This is a genomic window from Pseudomonas sichuanensis, assembly GCF_003231305.1.
In the GTDB taxonomy this organism is placed as follows: Bacteria; Pseudomonadota; Gammaproteobacteria; order Pseudomonadales; family Pseudomonadaceae; genus Aquipseudomonas; species Aquipseudomonas sichuanensis.
In genome coordinates this window covers 39,779-53,431 of the sequence record NZ_QKVM01000046.1, presented here as the reverse complement: position 1 = coordinate 53,431, position 13,653 = coordinate 39,779, and the positions used below count along the sequence as shown (strand labels likewise).

The window sequence follows — 13,653 nt, the reverse complement described above, 5'->3', positions numbered from 1 at the left end:
CCATCGCCGCCGAATGCGCATACATCTATCAAAACCCACACTCTGAAGGCCGAACCCGAACCCGAACCCGAACCCGAACCCGAACCCGAACCCGAACCCGAACCCGAACCCCAAAATGAAATTTTACTTAGCATCCTAATCAATGCTTTGACATTCCCTGCCTAGGCAGTAATATTTACACACAATTACCCGAGCACCCCCCGATGTCCCATTTCACCCCGGAAAATTTCCAGACCTGCGCCATCGGCATGCTGCTCGGCCGCGCCGCGATCCTGAAGGACCGCATCCTCGACTGGCACCTCGAAGCCCACGGCGTCACCGCCGCACAGTTCAAGGTGCTGATCATCGTCACCCAGTACCAGGTCGACACCCCAGCCGAGCTGTGCCGCTACCTGGGCCTGGACAGCGGCTCGATGACCCGCATGCTCGACCGCCTCGAGCAGAAGGGCCTGATCCTGCGCAACCGCTGCCCCGAAGACCGCCGCCAGGTGCGCCTGGCACTCAGCGCCGACGGCCAAAGCCTGGCCGACCGCCTGCCCCAGGTCGGCGCGGCGGCGATGAACGAACTGGTCGGCGTGCTGCAGCCCGAGGAACTGAAAACCCTCGAAAGCCTGCTCGCCAAGGTCCTGCTCAGCGCCGGCGACCCCCTGACGATCCGCCGCTTCGGCGATCGTTGATCCCTGTCACGCATTCTCCAAGGTATTGTCATGGCCACTCCCGCTGACACCTCCACCCCAGCTGCCGCGCCCGACAACACGCGTAAACGCAAGGCCTGGCTGCTCGGCCTGCTTCTGCTGCTGATCCTCGCCGGGGCCGCCACCTGGGCTTGGTACAGCCTGGTCGGGCGCTGGCAGGAAAGCACCGACGACGCCTATGTGAGCGGCAACGTCGTTGAAATCACGCCCCTGGTCACCGGCACCGTCACCAGCATCGGCGCCGATGACGGCGACCTGGTGCAGGCAGGGCAGGTACTGCTGCAATTCGACCCGGCCGACAGCGAAGTGGCCCTGCAGTCCGCCGAGGCCAAACTGGCGCGCAGCGTGCGCCAGGTGCGCGGGCTGTACAGCAATGTCGACGCGCTCAAGGCGCAGGTGCAAACCCGTCAGGCCGAGTTGCAGAAGGCTCAGCAAAACTACAACCGGCGCAAGGTGCTGGCCGACAGCGGCGCCATTGCCCAGGAAGAGATCGCCCATGCCCGTGACGACCTGACCGTGGCCCAGGCTGCCGTCAACAGCGCGCGCCAGCAGCTCAACACCAGCACGGCGTTGGTCGACGACACCGTGGTTTCGTCGCACCCCGAAGTCATGGCCGCCGCCGCCGACCTGCGCCAGGCCTATCTCGACCACGCCCGCACCACCCTGGTGGCGCCGGTCACCGGCCATGTGGCCAAGCGCACCGTGCAGCTGGGCCAGCGCTTGCAGCCGGGCACCGCGACCATGGCGGTGATCCCGCTGGATGAGGTGTGGATCGACGCCAACTTCAAGGAAACCCAACTGCGCGACATGCGCATCGGTCAGCCGGTGCAGATCACTGCCGACCTGTACGGCAGCGAAGTGAAGTACAGCGGCACCGTCGACAGCTTGGGCGCCGGTACCGGCAGCGCCTTCGCCCTGCTGCCAGCGCAGAACGCCACCGGCAACTGGATCAAGATCGTTCAGCGGGTGCCGGTACGTATCCACCTGAACCCCGAGCAGTTGAAAGACCACCCGCTGCGCATCGGCTTGTCCACGGTTGTGGAAGTCGACCTGCATGACCAGAGCGGCCCGGCCCTGGCCCAGCAGCCACAGCAGCAGGCCAGCTACAGCACCCAGGTGTATGACCGCCAGTTGGTCGAGGCCGACAACCTGATCGCCCGGTTGATCCACGACAACAGCGCCAGCGGCAAGACGGCGCAGCGATGAGCCAGGCGGCCCCCGCGCAGTTCACCCCGCCGAGCCTGCTGCTGACCACCATCGGCCTGTCGCTGGCGACCTTCATGCAGGTGCTCGACACCACCATCGCCAACGTGGCGTTGCCGACCATCTCCGGCAACCTCGGCGTGAGTTACGAGCAGGGCACCTGGGTGATCACCTCGTTCGCGGTGAGCAACGCCATCGCCTTGCCGCTCACCGGCTGGCTGAGCCGGCGCTTCGGTGAGGTCAAGCTGTTCATCTGGGCCACCTTGCTGTTCGTGCTGGCATCGTTCCTCTGTGGCGTCGCCCAGTCGATGCCCGAGCTGGTCGGGTTTCGCGTGTTGCAGGGCGTGGTCGCCGGGCCCTTGTACCCGATGACCCAGACCTTGCTGATTGCCGTGTATCCGCCGGCCAAGCGCGGCATGGCCCTGGCGCTGCTGGCGATGGTCACGGTGGTGGCGCCGATAGCCGGGCCGATACTCGGCGGCTGGATCACCGACAGCTACAGCTGGCCCTGGATCTTCTTCATCAACATCCCGATCGGCCTGTTCGCCGCCGCGGTGGTGCGCCAGCAGATGCGCGCGCGGCCGGTGGTCACCAGCCGCCAGCCGATGGACTACATCGGCCTGCTGACCTTGATCGTCGGCGTCGGCGCGTTGCAGGTGGTGCTGGACAAGGGCAACGACCTGGACTGGTTCGAGTCCTCGTTCATCGTCATCGGCACCCTGATATCGGTGGTATTCCTGGCGATCTTCATCATCTGGGAGCTCACCGACCGTCACCCGGTGGTCAACCTGCGATTGTTCGTGCACCGTAACTTTCGCATCGGCACCATCGTGCTGGTGGGTGGCTACTCGGCGTTTTTCGGCATCAACCTGATCCTGCCGCAGTGGTTGCAGACGCAGATGGGCTATACCGCCACCTGGGCGGGCCTGGCGGTGGCGCCGATCGGCTTGCTGCCGGTGCTCATGTCGCCGTTCGTGGGCAAGTACGCGCACCGCTTCGACCTGCGCCTGCTGGCCGGCATCGCCTTTTTGGCCATCGGCACCAGTTGCTACATGCGCGCCGGCTTCACCAACGAAGTGGACTTCACCCATATCGCCCTGGTGCAGCTGTTCATGGGCATCGGCGTGGCGCTGTTCTTCATGCCGACCCTGAGCATCCTGCTGTCGGACCTGCCGCCGCATCAGATCGCCGATGGCTCGGGCCTGGCCACTTTCCTGCGCACCCTGGGCGGCAGTTTTGCCGCGTCGCTGACGACCTGGATCTGGATCCGCCGCGCCGACCAGCACCACGCCTACCTGAGCGAGCACCTCAGTACCTTCGACCCGGCCACCCGTCACACCCTCGACCAGTTGGGCGGGGCCAACCCGCAGAGCTATGCGCAGCTGGAGCAGATGCTCAACGGCCAGGCCTACATGATGTCGACGGTGGACTATTTCACCCTGCTGACCTGGGTGTTCGCCGGTTTGATCCTGCTGGTGTGGCTGGCCAAGCCACCCTTCACCGCCAAGGCCGGGCCGGCGTCGGCGGGGCATTGAGCCGTCGAGGCCGGGGCAGGGGCATCAGAGCGCCTGTGCCCCGGCCTTGGCCACTTCGGCATCCTGCCCGGACTTGACTCCCGACACGCCGATCGCGCCGACCACCTGGCCCTCTACCCGCAGTGGCACGCCGCCTTCCAGGCTGGTCAGCAGCGGCGCGGTGACGAATGCGGTGCGCCCGTCGTTGACCATCTGCTCGTAGTCGCGCGATTCCCGGCGGCCCAGCGCCGCGGTGCGGGCTTTCTCCATGGCGATGTAGGCGCTGGCCGGGGCGCAGCCGTCCAGGCGCTCCAGGGCCAGCGGATGGCCGCCGTCGTCGACCACGGCGATGGTCACCGGCCACTGTTGGGCCTGGGCATGCTGACGGGCGGCGGCGAGCAGCCGGGCGACGTCCGCCTGGTCGAGTGCGGGTTTGCTATGCATGGGGTGCCTCCAGGGCGTCTTCGACAATTTCGATCCAGTGCCGTACCGGTGTGCGGCCAGCGCCGTCGAGGTGGAGCTGGCAGCCGATATTGGCGGTGGCGATGATCGCAGGTTTTCCGCTTTCCAGGGCCGCCAGGCGGTTGTTGCGCAGTTGGCGCGACAGCGCCGGCTGGGTCAGCGAGTAGGTGCCCGCCGAGCCGCAGCACAGGTGGCCGTCGGGCACGCTGGTGAGGTGGAAACCCAGGCGGGTCAGCAGGCTTTCCACAGCACCGCCAAGCTTGAGGGCGTGCTGCAGGGTACAGGGGCAATGGAATGCCAGGCGCTGTTCGGTACACAGGCCCAACTGCTCCAGCGGCTCGGCCTGCAGCAGTTGCACCAGGTCGCGGGCCAGGGCGCTGACACGGGCGGCCTTGGCGGCATAGCGCGCATCGTCCTTGAGCAGGTGACCATAGTCACGCACGAAGGCACCGCAGCCGCTGGCGGTTTGCACGATGGCTTCGGCGCCGGCTTCGATGGCCGGCCACCAGGTGTCGATATTGTGCCGGGCGCGTTGCAGGCCTTGGGCCTGGGCATCCAGATGGTAGTCCACGGCGCCGCAGCAGCCGGCCTCAGGGGCCGGCTCGACGCTGATGCCCAGGCGGTCCAGCAGGCGCGCGGTGGCGGCGTTGGTGTTGGGCGACAGTGCTTGCTGCACGCAGCCTTCGAGCAGCAGCACGCGGCGTGGGTGGCGGGGCGCCGGGCGCTGGCCGGCGTGGTGCACCTGGGCTGGCAACTTGGCCTTGAGGCCGTTGGGCAGCAACGGCCTGAGGGTTTGGCCGACCTTGGCCAGGGCCTTGAACGCGGCCGGGTGCGGCACCACGGCGCGCAAGCCTTCGCGCAACAGACGCTGCCGCAGCGGGCGCGGCACCTGTTGCTCGACCACGGCGCGGCCGATATCGAGCAGGTCGTGGTACTTGACCCCCGAGGGGCAGGTGCTCTCGCAATTGCGGCAGCTCAGGCAGCGGTCCAGGTGCAGTTGGGTGCTGGCGGTCACCGGCTCGCCTTCGAGCACCTGCTTGATCAGGTAGATGCGCCCGCGTGGCCCGTCCAGTTCGTCGCCGAGCAATTGATAGGTGGGGCAGGTGGCCGTGCAGAAGCCGCAGTGCACGCAGGAGCGCAGGATGCTTTCGGCCTCTTCACCGCGGGCCAGTTGCTTGGCGGCATCGCTCAGGTGGGTTTGCATGGCGTGGCCTCACAGGTCCGGGTACAGGCGGCCAGGGTTGAAGATGCCCTGGGGGTCGAGTTGCCGTTTCAGTGCCTGGTGGTAGCGCATCAGCGCCGCCGGCAGCGGCGCCGTGCTGTCATCGCCGGGGGCATAGGCGGTGGCATGGCCGCCGACCTTGGCCACCTGCTCGCGGATCGACTGCGCCGGCGCATTTGACGTGAGCCAGCGCTGCGCGCCGCCCCAGTCGATCAACTGCCGCCCCGGCAGGTCGAGCAGGGCGCAGGTGTTGGGCACCGACAGGCGCCACAGTGGCGCCGGGTCGTCGAAGAAAGGCAGGCGCTGTTCGCGCAGGTCGCCCCACACCCGGTTGTCCACCGTGTCGCCACCCAGCCGCTCGCGGGCCGAACGCACCGAGCCTTCGCCACCCTCCAGGCGCAGGTACAACGCTTCACCGTCATGGCAGGCCGCACTGATCGGCAGCGGCTGCTGGCCCCATTCGGCCAGTGCGGCCAAGGCCTGCCGGCTGTCCATCGGCAAACACAGGCTCAGGCACTGACGCGGCCGGGGCAGTACCTTCAGCGACACTTCGGTGAGCAGCCCCAGGCAGCCGAAGCTACCGGCCATCAAACGCGACACATCGTAGCCGGCGACGTTCTTCATCACCTCGCCGCCAAAGCGCAGCAGTTTGCCGTGGCCGGTGATCAGTCGCGTGCCAAGCACGTAGTCGCGCACTGCCCCGGCCCAGGGCCGCCGTGGCCCGGACAGCCCCGCCGCGACCATGCCGCCGAGCGTGGCCCCAGGCCCCAGGTGTGGTGGCTCGCAGGGCAGCATCTGCCCGGCCTGGTGCAGTGCCGCTTCGATTTCCATCAGCGGCGTGCCGGCGCGAGCAGTGATGACCAGCTCGGTCGGGTCGTAGCTGACGATGCCGTGGTGGCCCCGGGTGTCGACGATCTCCCCGGCCACCGGGCGCCCGAGCATGGCCTTGCTGTTGCCACCCTGGATACGCAGCGGTGTGCCCAGGCTAAGCGCCTGGTTGACCTGTTCCAGCAGGTCCTGGCTGAGGTCGCGGCTCATCAGAAACGCTCCAGGTCAGGGAAGGGCAGTTGGCCGTGGTGCACGTGCAACGCGCCGAATTCGGCGCAGCGATGCAGGGTGGGGATGTTCTTGCCGGGGTTGAGCAGGCCTTGCGGGTCGAAGGCGGCTTTCAGCCCATGGAACAAGGTGATTTCGTCGCTGTTGAACTGGGCGCACATCTGGTTGATCTTTTCGCGGCCCACCCCGTGCTCGCCGGTGATGCTGCCGCCCACCGCCACGCACAGTTCGAGGATCTTGCCGCCGATGGCCTCGGCCCGCTCCAGCTCGCCGGGCAGGTTGGCGTCGAACAGGATCAGCGGGTGCATGTTGCCGTCGCCGGCGTGGAACACGTTGGCCACCCGCAGGCCGTACTGCGCCGACAACTCGCTGATGCCCTTGAGCACCCGGGGCAGTTCGCGGCGGGGGATGGTGCCGTCCATGCAGTAGTAGTCCGGCGAAATGCGCCCCACCGCCGGGAAAGCGTTCTTGCGCCCGGCCCAGAAGCGCACCCGTTCAGCTTCGTCGCAGGCCAGGCGCACGTCGCGGGCATGGGCCTTGCGCAGCAAGGCATCGACCCGCGCGCAATCGTCCTGCACGTCGGCCTCTACGCCGTCGAGCTCGCACAGCAGGATGGCTGCCGCGTCCACCGGGTAGCCGGCGTGGATGAAATCCTCGGCGGCGCGGATTGCCAGGTTGTCCATCATCTCGAGGCCGCCGGGGATGATGCCGGCGGCGATGATGTCGGCCACCGCGCGGCCTGCATCCTCGACGCTGTCGAAACTGGCCAGCAACACCCGCGCTACCTGGGGCTTGGGCAGCAGCTTGACGGTCACCTCGGTGACGATGCCGAGCATGCCCTCGGAGCCGGTGAACAGCGCCAGCAGGTCGAAACCCGGGCTGTCGAGGGCATCGCTGCCCAGTACCAGGCGCTCGCCCTCGACCGTGAGAATGTCCACCTTGAGCAGGTTGTGCACGGTCAGGCCGTACTTGAGGCAGTGCACGCCACCGGCGTTCTCGGCGACGTTGCCGCCGATGGTGCAGGCAATCTGCGAGGACGGGTCGGGCGCGTAGTACAGCCCGAAGGGGGCTGCCGCCTGCGAGATCGCCAGGTTGCGCACCCCGGGCTGGACCCGGGCGAAGCGCCCTTGCGGGTTGACTTCAAGGATGCGGTTGAAGCGCGCCATCACCAGCAGGATGCCCTGGCTCAGCGGCAGCGCACCGCCGGACAGCCCGGTGCCGGCACCGCGTGCCACTACCGGCACGCCGCGTTGGTGGCACAGTTGCAGCAAGGCTTGCACCTGCTCCAGGCGCTCGGGCAGCACTACCAGCAGCGGCACCGTGCGGTAGGCCGACAGGCCGTCGCATTCATAGGGCTTGAGGTCTTCGCTGCGGTGCAGCACCTCAAGGTCGGGCAGGGCGTCGCGCAGGGCCTGTAGCAGCGCGGCTTTGTCCACGGCCGGCAGCGGGCCATCGATGTGCTCGTCGTAGAGGATGTTCATGCGGCTCACTCGGCGGATTCTTGTTGTTGTCCGGCACGCTGCGCGGGATCAAGCAGCAAGCGTAGCGGTTGGTGAGGGCGAAACTCGAAGAAATCACGCAAATCCCAGTCGTTCAGCTATACAAGACACAGTGCGATGCGGCGCAAGTACGCGCCTGGCAATGATTTATCGACACCACAAGGAGCAAGACCATGACTGAACAAGCCCTGATCGAAAGCGTGAACGTCGAAACCCTCACCAGCCTGCTGCAGGACGCTGGCCTGCGCGTCAACCGCAGCGAGCAGAACGGCCTGGTGCAACTGCTCAGCGCCAGCCAGGGGATCGGCTTTGCCGTGCGCCTGGGCAACCCAGGGGCGATCGAAGGGCAGTTCCTCGACTTCACCTTCAGCTGTGCTTTGCGCATCCAGGGTGAACTGCCCGAGGGCGTAGTGGAGCACTGGAGTACTTCGCGGCGTTTCGCCCGCCTGTATCGGCAGGGCGAGTTCCTGGTGATGGAACTCGATGTACTGGTCAGTGACGGGGTCACTGCCAAGCACTTGCTCAACCATCTGCAGTTGTGGGATCGCCTGTTGCAGGAGTTCATTACCTACCTGCGCGATTTCAGTCGCCATGCCGCGCAAACCGAGCAGCTGGAAACCCAGAGCGCCTCGTGAAGCGGCGCAATCCCTGACGAGTAACTGCGCGTTGAATGCCGGCGCTCAACGCGCAGTTGCAGTTTGCTTCAACGCCCCAACGGCAGCGCCACACCGATCAGCGCGAACAGCCCGCCGCAGCACCTGTTGAAGCCCTTGCCGCCCTTGCTCAGCCACGGCCGGATGCGATAAGCCAGCCGCGCCAGCAGGTATTCGACCACGAACTCCACACTGGCGAAGGTCGCCGCCATCACCACGAACTGCAGCGCCAGGCCGCGTTGCGGGTCGATGAACTGCGGCAGGAAGGCGCCATAGAACAGCAGTACCTTGGGGTTGGCCATGGCTGACAGGAAGCCCTGGCGGAACAACCCGGCATTGCCCAACCGAGCACTGCCTGCGCTCAGTTCCAGGTGCAGCGCCGGGGTGCGCCACAGCTGGATGCCCAGCCACACCAGGTAGGCGCCGCCGACCCATTTGAGCACCGTCAGCACCGAGGCCGAGGCCTGCAGCAGGGCGCTCAGGCCGAACATGGCCAGGGCGATCAGGGCACTGAAGCCGAACACCCCGCCGACGATGGTGAACAGCGTGCGCCGCGCGCCATACAACGCGCCGTGGGTCAGCGCCAGCAGGCTGTTGGGGCCTGGGGTCAGCGACAGGCCGATGCTGGCGAGCAGGTAGATGAGCCAGGTGTCGAGTGCCATGGGGTATGCCTTGTAGGTTTTCAGGGCGCCAGTGTAGGGCTGGGCGGGTGGCTTTTAGGGGTATGATCCGGACATCTGACGGTAATATCTGGACATTCTGCATGACCCCTGACTTGCGCCTGCTGATCCTGCCTGTGCCGGAGTTCGCCTTGCTGCCGTTTGGCGCCTTCCTCGACAAGCTGCGCTTCTCCGCCGACGACGAGGACTACAGCCGCCAGCGCTATTGCAGCTGGACCGTGCTGGGGCTGGACGCGGCACCCGTGGTTTCCAGCAGTGGTGCAGTGGTGCAGGTCGAAGCCAGTGTCGAGCAGGTGGTTTGGCGTGATTACGACTACATGGTGCTGTTTGGCGGGCGCAGTGCGGGGGCCACGGTTGCGCTTGCCCCGCGTTACCGGGGCCTGTTGAAACAGGCGGCGAAGGCCGGGGTGAAGCTGGTAGGCGTCGACAATGGGGTGTTTCTGCTGGCCGCCTGCGGAGTGCTGGACGGGCACAAGGTGGTGGTGCACTGGCGCCACGAGGCCGAGTTTCGTGCCGCATTCCCCAGGGTGCAGGTACTGACCGAGCAGCTGTATTGCATGGACGGTGGCCGTATCACTTGCGCGGGAGGGACTGCGGCCGTCGACCTGGCAGTGGAACTGATCGCCCGCGCCAGTGGCCGGGCCCGGGCGCTCAAGGGCCTGGCCGACATGCTGGTGGACGAGAGTCGCGACAGCCGTCATGCCCTGCGCTCGCTGGAAGCAGGGCCGGGGCACGGGCGCCAGGTGCAGCGGGCTACTGCGTTGATGCGCCATCACCTGGCATCGGGGCTTTCGATCGAGCAGTTGGCGGCGCAGCTGGGCATCAGCCGGCGCCAGCTCGACCGCCAGTTCCAGGCCAGTCACGGCATGAGTGCCAAGGCCTGGTGGCTGGAATTGCGGTTGCAGCAGGCGCGCTGGCGGTTGGTCAATGGCAGCCACAGCCTGGCGCAGATTGCCGAGGAGGTGGGGTTGGGGGATGGGAGTTACCTGGGCAAGTGGGTGCGGCGGCGCTTTGGTTGTACGGCGTCGGCACTGCGCAGCAGTCGCGCGTCGGATTAGCCACTGACTAATCAAGGCATGCACCAAGGCAGGCGCCGGTAGTTGCACAGGCATAATTGGCCCGCCTTGGTGCATGGCGTGAGACATGCATGTGGCAGCGGTTTGACTGTACGAACAGACTAACGCGCACCCCCCGCCCCGCGCTCGCGCAACGCCTTGGCCACTTGCGCCTCGATGGCGTAGGCCGGCCCCTCCAGGTCATCGTAATTGCGGGTATAGCGCCGGGCGAATTCCTCCACCCCCAGGTCCTGGTACTGCTGCACGTGCTTGAGTTCGTGGGCCCACAGCGCCACGTTGTCCTCGGCATCGGTTGCGCGGCGGAAGATCACCGTATCGATCAGGGTCACGGCGTTCACATCGGGGTTCTGCAGCATGGCGTTGGCGGCGCTGACCTGCTGCTCATCGCCGACCTGGTAGCGAACCGTATCGAGCACGGCGAAGTCGTACCAGGGCTCAAGCTGGGCACGGATATGCAGCGGGATCGGCTGGGTGCCTCGGTTGGTGGCGTCATCGCGGGCCTGGCGCAGGGCGAACACCAGGCTGGCGGTGGCCATGCGTTCGACATCCTGCAGCACCTGCCCGCCCTGGTTGGGGTCGAGCGGGGCGCAGAAGCACACCACCAGGCACACCTGGTATTGCCCTGTGGGGCAGCTTTGCTGGGCGGCGGCGGGGAGTGCAAGCAGCAGGCCGAGCAGGGCGCTAGCAATCTTCATCGAACACCTTGCCGACCAGCGCGCGGCTGGCCTCCAGCACCTGTACCTGCACCTGTTCGCTGGCGAGCATGCGCCCGACCACCAGCGCGCCGACGCATTGGCTGAGCAGCGCCCAGGCCAGTTGCGGGTCCTCAAGGGTGTCGCTCCAGGCCCGGTGCAGTTCCACCAGCCAGTGCTCGGCCTCCTCGCGCACCGGGCGTTCGGCGCGGGCGATCTCCACGCCCAGTGGCGGCAGCGGGCAGCCACCTTCGGCGTTGTGCAGGTGGGCGAGGGTCAGGTACTGCTCGAGCAGGCGCTTGAGCCGCGCGCGGTCGGTGCCGCGGTTGGCCTGGCGCGCCAGCGGGCTGTTGCACAGCTCGCGGCGGACCACCTCGGTGAACAGGTCGTCCTTGGACGGGAAATGGTTGTAGAACGCGCCGCCGGTCAGGCCGATGGCCTTCATCAACCCGGCCACGCCGGTGCTGGCGAAACCACCGCGCTTGGCCAGCGCGCCGCTGCTGGCCAGCAGTTTCTCGCGAGTCTGTTGCTTGTGTTCGGTGGAGTAGCGCATGCACAGGACCTCGTTGCGCTGGCTTGACGGTGGCGTGATCGTAGCATAGCGTTCGTTTACTAAACGATCATTCATCAATGGAGAGGTCCATGGCAGAACAACAAAAGGTCGTGCTGGTGATCGGTGCGGGGGATGCCACCGGCGGCGAAATCGCCAAGCGCTTCGCCCGCGAGGGTTACACCGCCTGCGTGACCCGGCGCCAGGCCGAGAAGCTGCAGCCGCTGCTGGACGAGATCCGCGCTGCAGGCGGGCAGGCCCATGGCTTTGGCTCGGATGCACGCAAGGAAGAAGAGGTGGCCGAACTGATCGAGACCATCGAGCGCGATATCGGCCCGATCGAGGCGTTTGTCTTCAATATCGGCGCCAATGTGCCCTGCAGCATCCTCGATGAGACACCGCGCAAGTACTTCAAGATCTGGGAGATGGCCTGCTTCGCCGGCTTCCTTACCGCGCAGGCGGTGGCACGGCGCATGGTCAAGCGTGAGCGAGGCACGATCCTGTTTACCGGCGCCACTGCCGGCACCCGCGGCGCCGCCGGCTTCGCGGCCTTCGCCGGGGCCAAGCATGGCCTGCGCGCCCTGGCCCAAAGCATGGCGCGGGAGCTGGGGCCACGGAACATCCATGTCGCCCATGTGGTGGTCGATGGCGCCATCGACACCGCCTTCATCCGTGACAGCTTCCCTGAACGTTATGCGCTGAAGGACCAGGACGGCATCCTCGACCCTGCGCATATCGCCGACAGCTACTGGTTCCTGCACGCCCAGCCGCGCGATGCCTGGACCTTCGAGCTGGACCTGCGGCCGTGGATCGAACGCTGGTAACCCCTCCCTGAAGAAAGGACTGCCGTATGAGCAAGACCGTTGAGTTCTATTTCGACCTGGGCAGCCCGGCCAGCTACCTGGCCTGGACCCAGCTCCCCGCACTGTGTGCGCGCCACGATGCGCAACTGCTGTACCGGCCGATGCTGCTGGGCGGGGTGTTCCAGGCCACCGGCAACGCTTCGCCGGCGATGGTGCCGGCCAAGGGGCGCTACATGTTCATCGACCTCAAGCGGTTTGCCGACCGCTATGGCGTGCCGTTTGGCCTGCCGCCGGGGTTTCCGGCCAACACCCTGAACCTGATGCGCGGGGTCATGGGCACGCAATTGCGGGCGCCGGAGCGTTTCGAGGCGTTGCTCAAAGTGCTGTTCGAGGGGATGTGGGTGCAGCAGCGCAACCTGTCGGATGCGGCCGTGCTGCAGGCAACGCTGATCGAGGGTGGTTTCGATCCCGAGGCGCTGCTGGGGCTGGCCGGGCAGGATGAGGTCAAGCAGGCCTTGAAGGAGGCCACCGGGCAGGCCGTGGCACGCGGTGTGTTTGGTGCGCCGACCTGCTTTGTCGGTGAGCAGATGTTCTTCGGCCAGGACCGCCTGGACTTCGTCGAGCAGGCCCTGGCAGGTTAGGCCAGCAGCTGTTCGATGCGCTGGCGTTCCCACAGGCTCAGGTGGTCGACGGGGTTGGTACCGTAGCGGTGCCAATCCTCGAGCGCGCCCTGACGCCCGTCGGGGCTTGCGCACTGGCTGCAATGGGCCAGGCCTTCGTCGTCGAGGGCCAGGCTCAAGCGCCAGCCCTCGATGCACACGGCCACCTCTGCGGCGCGGGCGACGATCTCCAGCGGCGCAACGCCGAGGGCGGCGTCGCGCAGGCACTGGTAGGCTTCACGGCTGCTGACCAGAGGCATCGCGCAATCAGAAGTTAGCCGGGGTGTTGGCGCTGATGATCTCGGCCTCGTCCGGGCCGATATTCTTGAAGCTGTGGGCGAGGGTGGTGGGGATGTAGTAGCCGTCGCCCGCGTTGAGGATGCTCACCTGGCCGTCGACCCACAGTTCCATGGTGCCGCGGGTGACCAGGCCGCACTCTTCGCCTTCGGCATGCACGATCGGCTCGCCGGAGTCGGCACCGGGGGCATACAGCTCGCGCAGCATGCGCATCTGCCGGCCTTCGACGCTGGCGCCGACCAGCAGCATGCGCAGGCCGTTGCGGCCCAGGTCGGGCTGTTCGCCGCCGCGGAACACGAAGCGTTCTTCGCGCACCGGCTCGTCGAAACTGAAAAACTCCGCCAGCGACATGGGGATGCCTTCGAGCAGTTTTTTCAGGGAACTGACCGAGGGGCTGACGCGGTTCTGTTCGATCTGCGAGATCGTCGAGTTGGTCAGGCCGCTGCGACGGGCCAGTTCCCGTTGCGAGAGGTTGTTGCGTTCACGCACCAGTTTGAGTCGTGTCCCCGTGTCCATAGCCGCCTTGTTTGCAGAGGTGTAAAAAATAATGGGCGACGCATTAAAACACACTCTGGCTGCCTGCGCGCTGTGC

16 protein-coding genes are annotated in these 13,653 nt (G+C 66.5%); 7 read left to right on the top strand and 9 right to left on the bottom strand.

Annotated elements, in window-relative coordinates; genetic code table 11:
- Positions 1–203 precede the first annotated feature (203 nt).
- The 3 genes from DM373_RS21500 to DM373_RS21490 are packed head-to-tail and all read left to right on the top strand — an operon-like array spanning position 204 to position 3,433.
- Positions 204–677, top strand: a complete 474-nt coding sequence (locus DM373_RS21500) for a MarR family winged helix-turn-helix transcriptional regulator (RefSeq protein ID WP_110995490.1) — start codon at positions 204–206, stop codon at positions 675–677.
- A gap of 30 nt (positions 678–707) precedes the next feature.
- Positions 708–1,901 (top strand): HlyD/EmrA/EmrK family protein, encoded by a 1,194-nt coding sequence (locus DM373_RS21495; RefSeq protein ID WP_110995489.1) that lies wholly within the window; start codon positions 708–710, stop codon positions 1,899–1,901.
- The gene (locus DM373_RS21490; protein WP_110995488.1) at positions 1,898–3,433 is read left to right on the top strand and encodes a DHA2 family efflux MFS transporter permease subunit; all 1,536 of its coding nucleotides are present in this window, start codon (positions 1,898–1,900) and stop codon (positions 3,431–3,433) included. The genes DM373_RS21495 and DM373_RS21490 overlap by 4 nt, the downstream gene beginning before the upstream one ends.
- 24 nt (positions 3,434–3,457) lie before the next feature.
- On the opposite strand, the gene DM373_RS21485 is transcribed toward DM373_RS21490, so the two are convergent.
- Genes DM373_RS21485 through glcD form a run of 4 tightly spaced genes read right to left on the bottom strand, consistent with a single transcriptional unit; the run spans position 3,458 to position 7,633 of the window.
- Positions 3,458–3,856, bottom strand: a complete 399-nt coding sequence (locus tag DM373_RS21485) for a heme-binding protein (RefSeq protein WP_110995487.1) — start codon at positions 3,854–3,856, stop codon at positions 3,458–3,460.
- Positions 3,849–5,078, bottom strand: coding sequence for a glycolate oxidase subunit GlcF (gene glcF / locus DM373_RS21480; RefSeq protein ID WP_110995486.1), 1,230 nt, complete (start codon positions 5,076–5,078; stop codon positions 3,849–3,851). Before glcF ends, DM373_RS21485 begins: the two co-directional genes overlap by 8 nt.
- A 9-nt stretch (positions 5,079–5,087) precedes the next feature.
- Positions 5,088–6,134, bottom strand: a complete 1,047-nt coding sequence (gene glcE, locus DM373_RS21475; protein ID WP_110995485.1) for a glycolate oxidase subunit GlcE — start codon at positions 6,132–6,134, stop codon at positions 5,088–5,090.
- Positions 6,134–7,633 (bottom strand): glycolate oxidase subunit GlcD, encoded by a 1,500-nt coding sequence (gene glcD, locus DM373_RS21470; RefSeq protein WP_110995484.1) that lies wholly within the window; start codon positions 7,631–7,633, stop codon positions 6,134–6,136. Before glcD ends, glcE begins: the two co-directional genes overlap by 1 nt.
- Before the next feature lie 191 nt (positions 7,634–7,824).
- Between glcD and DM373_RS21465 the strand changes: the two genes are divergently transcribed.
- Positions 7,825–8,286 (top strand): YbjN domain-containing protein, encoded by a 462-nt coding sequence (locus tag DM373_RS21465; protein WP_110995483.1) that lies wholly within the window; start codon positions 7,825–7,827, stop codon positions 8,284–8,286.
- Positions 8,287–8,354: 68 nt separating this feature from the next.
- On the opposite strand, the gene DM373_RS21460 is transcribed toward DM373_RS21465, so the two are convergent.
- Positions 8,355–8,966 carry a LysE family translocator gene (locus DM373_RS21460; protein WP_110995482.1) on the bottom strand — a complete coding sequence of 204 codons (612 nt, stop codon included), beginning with the start codon at positions 8,964–8,966 and terminating at the stop codon, positions 8,355–8,357.
- Between the two features lie 101 nt (positions 8,967–9,067).
- Between DM373_RS21460 and DM373_RS21455 the strand changes: the two genes are divergently transcribed.
- Positions 9,068–10,042 carry a GlxA family transcriptional regulator gene (locus DM373_RS21455; RefSeq protein ID WP_110995481.1) on the top strand — a complete coding sequence of 325 codons (975 nt, stop codon included), beginning with the start codon at positions 9,068–9,070 and terminating at the stop codon, positions 10,040–10,042.
- A gap of 119 nt (positions 10,043–10,161) precedes the next feature.
- On the opposite strand, the gene DM373_RS21450 is transcribed toward DM373_RS21455, so the two are convergent.
- Both DM373_RS21450 and DM373_RS21445 read right to left on the bottom strand, forming a co-directional pair.
- Complete coding sequence (locus DM373_RS21450) at positions 10,162–10,755, bottom strand: eCIS core domain-containing protein (RefSeq protein WP_110995480.1); 594 nt, start codon at positions 10,753–10,755, stop codon at positions 10,162–10,164.
- Positions 10,742–11,305 (bottom strand): TetR/AcrR family transcriptional regulator, encoded by a 564-nt coding sequence (locus DM373_RS21445; RefSeq protein WP_110995479.1) that lies wholly within the window; start codon positions 11,303–11,305, stop codon positions 10,742–10,744. The genes DM373_RS21450 and DM373_RS21445 overlap by 14 nt, the downstream gene beginning before the upstream one ends.
- An 89-nt stretch (positions 11,306–11,394) precedes the next feature.
- On the opposite strand from DM373_RS21445, the gene DM373_RS21440 reads away from it, so the two are divergent.
- Positions 11,395–12,126, top strand: coding sequence for an SDR family oxidoreductase (locus tag DM373_RS21440; RefSeq protein WP_110995478.1), 732 nt, complete (start codon positions 11,395–11,397; stop codon positions 12,124–12,126).
- Between the two features lie 26 nt (positions 12,127–12,152).
- Positions 12,153–12,746: a 2-hydroxychromene-2-carboxylate isomerase gene (locus tag DM373_RS21435; RefSeq protein ID WP_110995477.1), complete on the top strand. Its 594-nt coding sequence runs from the start codon at positions 12,153–12,155 to the stop codon at positions 12,744–12,746.
- On the opposite strand, the gene DM373_RS21430 is transcribed toward DM373_RS21435, so the two are convergent.
- Together DM373_RS21430 and DM373_RS21425 are read right to left on the bottom strand one after the other, a co-directional pair.
- Positions 12,743–13,024 carry a DUF7693 family protein gene (locus DM373_RS21430; protein ID WP_110995476.1) on the bottom strand — a complete coding sequence of 94 codons (282 nt, stop codon included), beginning with the start codon at positions 13,022–13,024 and terminating at the stop codon, positions 12,743–12,745. The genes DM373_RS21435 and DM373_RS21430 overlap by 4 nt on opposite strands.
- Before the next feature lie 7 nt (positions 13,025–13,031).
- Positions 13,032–13,577 carry a cupin domain-containing protein gene (locus DM373_RS21425; protein ID WP_110995475.1) on the bottom strand — a complete coding sequence of 182 codons (546 nt, stop codon included), beginning with the start codon at positions 13,575–13,577 and terminating at the stop codon, positions 13,032–13,034.
- Positions 13,578–13,653 lie beyond the last annotated feature (76 nt).

What these genes read in the sequence shown, in the direction of transcription:
- DM373_RS21500 (WP_110995490.1), top strand. Translation starts at nt 204, where the DNA reads ATGTCCCATTTCACCCCGGAAAATTTCCAGACCTGCGCCATCGGCATG.
- DM373_RS21495 (WP_110995489.1), top strand. Translation starts at nt 708, where the DNA reads ATGGCCACTCCCGCTGACACCTCCACCCCAGCTGCCGCGCCCGACAAC.
- DM373_RS21490 (WP_110995488.1), top strand. Translation starts at nt 1,898, where the DNA reads ATGAGCCAGGCGGCCCCCGCGCAGTTCACCCCGCCGAGCCTGCTGCTG.
- DM373_RS21485 (WP_110995487.1), bottom strand. Translation starts at nt 3,856, where the DNA reads ATGCATAGCAAACCCGCACTCGACCAGGCGGACGTCGCCCGGCTGCTC.
- glcF (WP_110995486.1), bottom strand. Translation starts at nt 5,078, where the DNA reads ATGCAAACCCACCTGAGCGATGCCGCCAAGCAACTGGCCCGCGGTGAA.
- glcE (WP_110995485.1), bottom strand. Translation starts at nt 6,134, where the DNA reads ATGAGCCGCGACCTCAGCCAGGACCTGCTGGAACAGGTCAACCAGGCG.
- glcD (WP_110995484.1), bottom strand. Translation starts at nt 7,633, where the DNA reads ATGAACATCCTCTACGACGAGCACATCGATGGCCCGCTGCCGGCCGTG.
- DM373_RS21465 (WP_110995483.1), top strand. Translation starts at nt 7,825, where the DNA reads ATGACTGAACAAGCCCTGATCGAAAGCGTGAACGTCGAAACCCTCACC.
- DM373_RS21460 (WP_110995482.1), bottom strand. Translation starts at nt 8,966, where the DNA reads ATGGCACTCGACACCTGGCTCATCTACCTGCTCGCCAGCATCGGCCTG.
- DM373_RS21455 (WP_110995481.1), top strand. Translation starts at nt 9,068, where the DNA reads ATGACCCCTGACTTGCGCCTGCTGATCCTGCCTGTGCCGGAGTTCGCC.
- DM373_RS21450 (WP_110995480.1), bottom strand. Translation starts at nt 10,755, where the DNA reads ATGAAGATTGCTAGCGCCCTGCTCGGCCTGCTGCTTGCACTCCCCGCC.
- DM373_RS21445 (WP_110995479.1), bottom strand. Translation starts at nt 11,305, where the DNA reads ATGCGCTACTCCACCGAACACAAGCAACAGACTCGCGAGAAACTGCTG.
- DM373_RS21440 (WP_110995478.1), top strand. Translation starts at nt 11,395, where the DNA reads ATGGCAGAACAACAAAAGGTCGTGCTGGTGATCGGTGCGGGGGATGCC.
- DM373_RS21435 (WP_110995477.1), top strand. Translation starts at nt 12,153, where the DNA reads ATGAGCAAGACCGTTGAGTTCTATTTCGACCTGGGCAGCCCGGCCAGC.
- DM373_RS21430 (WP_110995476.1), bottom strand. Translation starts at nt 13,024, where the DNA reads ATGCCTCTGGTCAGCAGCCGTGAAGCCTACCAGTGCCTGCGCGACGCC.
- DM373_RS21425 (WP_110995475.1), bottom strand. Translation starts at nt 13,577, where the DNA reads ATGGACACGGGGACACGACTCAAACTGGTGCGTGAACGCAACAACCTC.